This window comes from Caulobacter sp. P1_B12_2, from assembly GCF_056406675.1.
Window position 1 is genome coordinate 1 of sequence record NZ_JBFTZS010000251.1, and the last position, 6838, is coordinate 6838.

Consider the following 6838-nt stretch of genomic DNA (forward strand, 5'->3'; position numbering starts at 1 on the left):
GGCCCTGCTCTGGTGGCCGCGGCGGCCCACCAGAGCAGGGCCAGCCCCAACGCGGCCACGACCAGTTCCGCCGCCAGACCCCGCGCTCGAGATTGGGGCGCCCGGGAGGGCGGCGAGACCGAGGATCCGGCCTGTTCAGCCAAATGTTGATCCTCCCTCGCGGATGATATTGGATGGCCGCCAGAAGGGACCCTGCCTCATGCAATCCCCGCTGTCATCGGTCCACCGATGGGTCTGGCGCGACGCCCGGCGGCGCGCCAACAATCTTCTGCGCTTCGCCGAGGTCGAGGCTGACGGCGGCCGCGACTTGGTCCGGGCCGCCGAGCAGACGAAGGATCCCCTCCTGCGCCGCCTGTTCCTGCTCCACGCCCTGGACGAGCAGCGCCACGCCGATCTGTTCCGCAAGCGCGGCCTGGCCGTGATGGCGGCCCTGCCCGCTGGCCCAGGGGACGGCGGCCGCGCCGACTGGCTGGCCCCGGGCGAGCGCGGCCTGGACGACCTGCGGGTCGAACAGGAGCGCGACGGCGCCCTGCTGGCCTTCCTGCACCTGTCGGAAAAGGCCGCCGCGCGCGACTTCACGCACTACATCGCCGTGCTCGACGGCGATCCCCCGACCCGCGAGGTCTTCGAGAGGGTGTGCCACGACGAGGCGTTCCACATGAATTACACCCACGCCCAACTGCTGCGCGTCGCGCCGAAGGACCACGGCCGCCTGCTGTGGATGGCCCGTCTGCGCCGGCTGTGGTCGCTGTATCTGCGGTTCGCCGGCGCCCTGGCCGCCGTGGTCGGCACGGTGGTGCTGACCCTGCAGTACTTCGTCCTGCTGCCGCCCTTCGCCCTGCTGGCCCGCCGCGCCCAGGCCAGGGAGCCCGAAGGCTGGACGCCGATCGCGCCCGAGCGCGACGGCCAGCGCGCGCTGAAACGGCAATACTGATGAAGATCCTCGGCATCTCCGCGCACTATCACGACTCCGCCGCGGCGCTGGTGATCGACGGCCTGCCGGTCGGGGCCGTGCAGCAGGAGCGCCTGTCGCGGCGCAAGAACGACGCGGCCTTTCCGCTCGAAGCCATAGAATGGTGCCTGGACCAGGCGGGCCTGCAGCCGGAAGACCTCGACGCCGTCGTCTTCTACGAGCGGCCGATGCTGAAGTTCGACCGCATCCTGAWCAGCGCCCTGCGCGCCTTTCCCCACGGCCGCGCCGCCTTCGCCCACGCCATGAAGAACAGCCTGGGCGAGAAGGCCTGGGTGCGCGGCCTGATCACCGCCCAGCTGGGCGTGCCTCGCGACAAGATCCTGTTCACCGAGCACCATCAGTCGCACGCCGCCGCGACATTCCTGACCGCCCCCACCCGCCATGCGGCGATCATGACCGCCGACGGGGTCGGCGAATGGGCCACCCTGACCGTCGGGCGGGGCCAGCGCACGCTCGACGGCCCGACCTCCATCGTCCTCGACCGCGAGGTGCGCTTCCCGCATTCGCTGGGCATGCTGTACTCGACCTTCACCGCCTATCTCGGCTTCGCGGTCAACGAGGGCGAGTACAAGGTGATGGGTCTGGCCGCCTATGGCCGGCCGACCATGATCGACCAGGTCCGCAAGGTCATTCGCCGCACGGGCGACGGCGCCTTCGCCCTGGAGCTGGACTATTTCGCATTTCACACCACGGTCGCGCGCTCCTACTCCAAGCGGTTCGTCGATCTGTTCGGCCCGCCGCGGCACGCCCAAGAGCCGATCGACCTGGCCAGCGCCGAGGGCCGCCGGTTCGCCGACATCGCCGCCAGCGTCCAGGCGGTGCTGGAGGAGATCCTGGTCGACATGACCCGCCGGCTGCACGCCGAGAGCGGCCTGCCCGACCTGTGCCTGGGCGGCGGGGTGGCGCTGAACGGCGTCGCCAACGCCCGCATCCTGGCCGAGTCCGGCTTCGAGCGCCTGTTCGTGCCGCCCGCACCCGGCGACGCGGGCTCGGCCCTGGGCGCGGCGCTCTATGCCGACCGCATCCACTTCGGCAATCCCGATCGCGAGGCGCCCGACCATCCGTTCTGGGGGCCGTCGATCGACGATGACGAGTTGGCCCGCCTGGCCGGCGAGGACGGCTTGCCGGTCGCCACCCTGGACGAGACGGCCCTGATCGAGCAGACCGCCGACGACCTGGCCGCCGGCCGCGTGGTCGGCTGGATGGAGGGGGCCACCGAGTTCGGCCCCCGGGCCCTGGGCCACCGCAGCATCCTGACCGCGCCGCACGATGTGGCCATGCGCGACCGGCTGAACCGCGACATCAAGTATCGCGAGGAGTTCCGCCCCTTCGCCCCCGTCGCGCCCATCGAGGCGGCGGAGCGCTATTTCGAGCTGCCGCCGGGCGGGGCGCGGCTGGCGCGGTTCATGTCCGGCGTCTTCCCGGTGCGACCCGAATGGCGCGAGCGGCTGGCGGCGGTCACCCATGTCGACGGCACCGCCCGGCTGCAGACCGTCGAGCGGTCGATGGCCCCGCGCCTGCACGCCCTGCTCGAGGCCTATGGCCGCCGCTCGGGCCTGCCGGTGCTGCTCAACACCTCGTTCAACCTGGCCGGCGAGCCGATCGTCAACCGGGTGGTCGAGGGCTATTCGACCTTCCGGCGCTGCGGGATCGACGTCCTGGTCGCCGGCCGGTCCCGCATCGTCAAGCGCGCCCGGGCCCAGGCCACACTGAGGGAGGAACTGGCATGATCCGCCGTCGTGGACGTATTCACCGCCAGATGATCGTGCTGGGCAGCATGGCCGGCTCGACCCTGGACCTGGTCCAGGGCCTGTGGCGCGGCCAGTCCAGCCGCCGCTGGCTGGTCCCCCTGGCCGTCTTCCTGTGCCTGACCGGCGCGGTGCTGATCCTGGCCGTCACCGTCGAGGCCCTGGCGCCGTTCGTCTACGCGATCTTCTGAGCGTGGACGACAACGCCGACCTGCGCGCCCTGCTCGCCTGCCCGGCCTGCGGGGGCGGACTGGCGGCCGACTGGACCTGCCAGGGCTGCGGCGTGCGCTACGACCAGCGGGACGGCGTCGTCGACCTGCGCCTGCCAAGCGAAGCCCGGACGCAGGCCGTCCGCGACTTCTACGAACAGGCCCCCTTCCCCGGCTATCCGCCGCGCGACAGCCTGGACGGCCTGCGGGCCCGGGCCGAGCGCAGTCCGTTCGCCCGGCTGCTGGACCGCGCCATCCCCGGCGACGCGCGGATCGTCGAGGTCGGCTGCGGCACYGGCCAGATGAGCCTGTACCTGGCCCGCGCCGACCGGCTGGTCGTGGGCGCCGACCTGACCCGCGCCTCGCTGGACCTGGGCGCGGCGGCGGCCCGGCGGTTCGGCGCGCGAGGGGTGGCGTTCGTCGAGACCGACCTCAACGCGCCGGGCCTGGCCGACGGAGCCTTCGACGTGGTGGTCTGCCTGGGCGTGCTGCACCACACCCCCGATCCCCGGGCGGCCTTCGCCCGGCTGGCCCGGCTGGCCCGGCCCGACGGCGGCATGATCGTGCTGGGCCTCTACAACGCCGTCGCCCGCCTGCCCCTGCGGCTGCGGCGGATCCTCGCCCGCCTGACCGGCTTCCGCTGGATCCCCTTCGACCCCGTGCTGGCCGCCCGCGCCACCGAACCCGACCGCCACGCCGCCTGGCTCCGCGACCAGTACCAGCACCCGGAGGAGCATCGGCATACGCACGGCGAGGTGCTGAGGTGGTTCGCCGAGAACGGTGTGGACTATGTGCGGGCCTATCCGAGCACGGTGATCGGGGACGAGCCGGAGGACCTGTTCGAACCGGCCGCCGACAACTGGCGGTTCGAGGCGTGGCTCAGCCAGATCAGCTGGATGAAGACGCTGGGGCCGGAGGGGGGATTGTTCGTGATGGTGGGGCGGCGGGGTTCGTCCTCCGGCCGTGGACTCCACTCAGCCGAGGCGCCAACCTGCACCCATGGCGACTCTCCCGACTGCGCAACCGGCGCGAATATCCGCCCGCGTCGTTGAGCGGCTTGTGCGTCAGCTCGACCAGCATCTGGACACACCAAGGGAAAGCGCCGCCCGAATCACGGCCTTACGCGGCGAGCTGCCCGAAGACGCCCTGGCGTTGCTTGATGCGACCTTGAAGGCCCCGTTGTCTTACCGGGACGGCGTATTTATCCAGTTGGCCTGGGGGCTTGAGGAGCCGGGGTTTGGCCACACGTTCAAGGGTGACGGCGCCCGGAGCGCGGCGAGAGACTTCGCGACGGCGCTCGACCGCCGACACATTCCAGGCGTCAAGGACGCCTACCAAAACATCGGGAAGAACACGACGAACCTCGCACGGGGAAACGTCGCCGCTTTTGACGACCTCCTCCGCTGGATGGACACCGCCGCGCCGGAGTTGCGGGAGCGGCTCCTGGCGCTGCTGTCGGCGGTGGTCGCGCTGACGGCCCGCGCCGTACTGCCGATGCCGACCCTCGCCCCGGTGGAACTCTCCTTCGTCAAGGTTGCCGGCCTGCTGGACGACCTCTTCAAGCTCCCTTCGGGCGGGGCATATGAACAGTTCACCGTCGCGGCATTCCTCCATGCGGTGATTGAACAGTTTGGCATGGGCGGCCTGGGCCACCTCCACGTGAAGACGAAGAACATCAACGCCTCCGACGCCAGCGCGGGAGCATCAGCTGACGTCCAGATCATGCGCGGCAGCGAGATACTGGAGGCTTTCGAGGTGTCCGCCAGTAACTGGCGAGGAAAGGTTGGGCAGGCCGTTGCGGCGGCGAAGAACATCGGAACCTATCGGGCTCATGTCCTCGCCTATGGGGATGACCTTATGGGCCTTGAGGATGCGCTGAGCGACACGACGTCCGACGTGTCCGTGATGGACGTGCGAGGGTTCGCGCGTCTGCTATTGGGGGTGCTGAAGAAGCCGAACCGTGCTGCGGCCCTCGTCCGGCTATATGAGCTGATCGAGAAGAACCAGCCAGACGTCGAACGGGTCAACGCCTATGTGACGCTGTTAAGCAGCCACGCGCTTACGGCGTGAACGCCCCAACACCTGTTCCACAAGTTCGCTGCCGATAGCTTGCGCCAGCCTAGGCGGCACGGCGTTGCCGATCTGCGTGTACTGTGAACTGCGCGAGCCAAGGAACCGCATGTGCTCGGGGAAACTCTGGAGCGCCGCGCTTTCCGTCACGGTTAGCCGTCGCGCGCCAGGCAGTTCCCCAACGTAAGGAGCGCCGCCGTTCTTCAGGTGCCGGTGATATGCCGGAATGCGGTCCTCGAGATCGAGGAAGTGGGTCTTGTTGCCCCCCGCAGCGGCAAGGATCGTGGGCGAGGCCCTGTCAAGTTCGATGGCCCGGCCGCCCCCGTTGAACAGGTGGCCCTGATAAGGGTTCGGCCGGAGGTCAGGATTCTTGGCGAAGACGATCTTCGACGGGTTCGGCTCGCCGCGCGGCTCGCGAGTCAAAACCGCCCCCGCGGGGATCCGATCGTCGGGTCGGCCTGGCGGCAGACGGAACGCTGCTCCTTCGGCGCTACCGACGATTACAAGACGCTTCCGGCTTTGGGGGACACCGTAGTCCGCCGCGTTGAGCACCTGAGGCTCGGAAATGGCATAGAGGTCATAGAGCGGCGCGAGCACCGACCGTAGGTACGGCCCGAAAGAGATCAGACCCGGCACGTTCTCCATGATGAAAGCACGCGGGCGAACCTCAAGGACGGCGCGCACGAACTCCGGCAGAAAGTCTCGGACGTCTTCGCGGCCGCGACGGAGACCCCCGATTGAGAAGGGCTGACACGGCGGGCCTCCGGCCACGACATCCACGCCCGCCCAACACTTGAACTCGACGTTGCGAATGTCACCGCTATAGACCTCAGCATTCGGGAAGGTCGCCCTATAGGTCGCGACGGCGTCGGGCATTATCTCGACGGCCAGAGCGCTATGGATGTCCACCGCCTCTAGGCCCAAGCTCAATCCACCTGCACCCGAAAAAAGGTCGAGTGTCGTGAAAGCCATTTCCTCCCCCTTCTTCCACACCATAAAGTGGAGCACAAATAGCAGAACAATCCGAGAACACAACGCGTGGTGTAGAGGTTCGGTGGCATTTCTAATAGGCCATTAGCCATGGCATGGCGGTGGCGGTAATGAGGCCAGACTGCTTAACCCCGACTCACCTCGCTGCCCAGTCCCCAGCGCCTCATGGTGGTGGCGAGGCACCGCCGTGTGAAGCACGAACCTCGTCATTTGATGAAGTTTGGTAGGCCTGGAGGGACTCGAACCCCCAACCAGACCGTTATGAGCGGTCGGCTCTAACCATTGAGCTACAGGCCCCCAAGACACGGCGTGGGCGCGCGGCGCGGCCCCTTCGGGAGGACGGGTCGATTAGCATGGGCTGCACGCGGCTTAAAGGTCCGGTTCAGGTTGGGCCTGTCACACAGAAGCCGTCCGCCGCCGGTAACGCTTGTCGGGATCGGCGGACGAGACGATGAAGGTCGCGGCGCCTGTCCCCCAGCCGCATGGAGAACGACGACTATGACCGCCCTGATCAACCGCACGGCCTCTGTCGCCCTGGCCGCCGCCCTGCTGACCGGCGCGGCCGCCCTGCCCGCCCATGCTGATTCCGCCGAAGCGGCCTTCCGCGCCACGACGCTGAACCTGTCGGCCTCCGGCGAGAGCAAGGTGGTCCCCGACCTGGCGACCATCACCCTGGGCGTCCAGACCGACGCCCCGACCGCCGCCGGCGCTCTCAGCGCCAACGCCGCCCAGATGAACAAGGTGGTCGCGGCGCTGAAGAAGGCCGGGATCGCCGACCGCGACATCCAGACCTCCAACCTCAACGTCAATCCGCAGTACGTCTATGTGCAGAACGAGCCGCCCAAGCT

7 protein-coding genes and 1 tRNA gene are annotated in these 6838 nt (G+C 68.8%); 6 read left to right on the forward strand and 2 right to left on the reverse strand.

Features of this window, described 5'->3' with window-relative positions:
* The first annotated feature begins 199 nt into the window (after positions 1-199).
* From AC1DZ6_RS15645 to AC1DZ6_RS15665, 5 genes are read left to right on the forward strand one after another with little or no spacing between them, the layout of a single operon-like run.
* Complete coding sequence (locus tag AC1DZ6_RS15645) at positions 200-934, forward strand: ferritin-like domain-containing protein (RefSeq protein ID WP_477098080.1); 735 nt, start codon at positions 200-202, stop codon at positions 932-934.
* Positions 934-2703: a carbamoyltransferase family protein gene (locus AC1DZ6_RS15650; RefSeq protein WP_477098081.1), complete on the forward strand. Its 1770-nt coding sequence runs from the start codon at positions 934-936 to the stop codon at positions 2701-2703. Before AC1DZ6_RS15645 ends, AC1DZ6_RS15650 begins: the two co-directional genes overlap by 1 nt.
* The gene (locus tag AC1DZ6_RS15655) at positions 2700-2912 is read left to right on the forward strand and encodes a DUF5989 family protein (RefSeq protein ID WP_477098082.1); all 213 of its coding nucleotides are present in this window, start codon (positions 2700-2702) and stop codon (positions 2910-2912) included. Before AC1DZ6_RS15650 ends, AC1DZ6_RS15655 begins: the two co-directional genes overlap by 4 nt.
* A 2-nt stretch (positions 2913-2914) precedes the next feature.
* Entirely contained in the window at positions 2915-3982 is a 1068-nt protein-coding gene (locus tag AC1DZ6_RS15660; protein WP_477098083.1) for a methyltransferase domain-containing protein, read from the forward strand.
* Between the two features lie 7 nt (positions 3983-3989).
* Positions 3990-5000 carry a hypothetical protein gene (locus tag AC1DZ6_RS15665; RefSeq protein ID WP_477098084.1) on the forward strand — a complete coding sequence of 337 codons (1011 nt, stop codon included), beginning with the start codon at positions 3990-3992 and terminating at the stop codon, positions 4998-5000.
* On the opposite strand, the gene AC1DZ6_RS15670 is transcribed toward AC1DZ6_RS15665, so the two are convergent.
* A complete protein-coding gene (locus tag AC1DZ6_RS15670; RefSeq protein WP_477098085.1) occupies positions 4974-5972 on the reverse strand; it encodes a DNA cytosine methyltransferase in 999 nt (332 codons plus the stop codon). The genes AC1DZ6_RS15665 and AC1DZ6_RS15670 overlap by 27 nt on opposite strands.
* A 239-nt stretch (positions 5973-6211) precedes the next feature.
* Positions 6212-6287 (reverse strand) — tRNA-Ile (locus AC1DZ6_RS15675).
* 201 nt (positions 6288-6488) lie between these two features.
* Here AC1DZ6_RS15675 and AC1DZ6_RS15680 point away from each other — a divergent pair.
* Positions 6489-6838: SIMPL domain-containing protein (locus AC1DZ6_RS15680; RefSeq protein WP_477098086.1), on the forward strand; the 350-nt coding region annotated here is incomplete at its 3' end.

Coding starts and splice junctions, on each gene's coding strand:
- AC1DZ6_RS15645 (WP_477098080.1), top strand. CDS start 200: ATGCAATCCCCGCTGTCATCGGTCCACCGATGGGTCTGGCGCGACGCC.
- AC1DZ6_RS15655 (WP_477098082.1), top strand. CDS start 2,700: ATGATCCGCCGTCGTGGACGTATTCACCGCCAGATGATCGTGCTGGGC.
- AC1DZ6_RS15670 (WP_477098085.1), bottom strand. CDS start 5,972: ATGGCTTTCACGACACTCGACCTTTTTTCGGGTGCAGGTGGATTGAGC.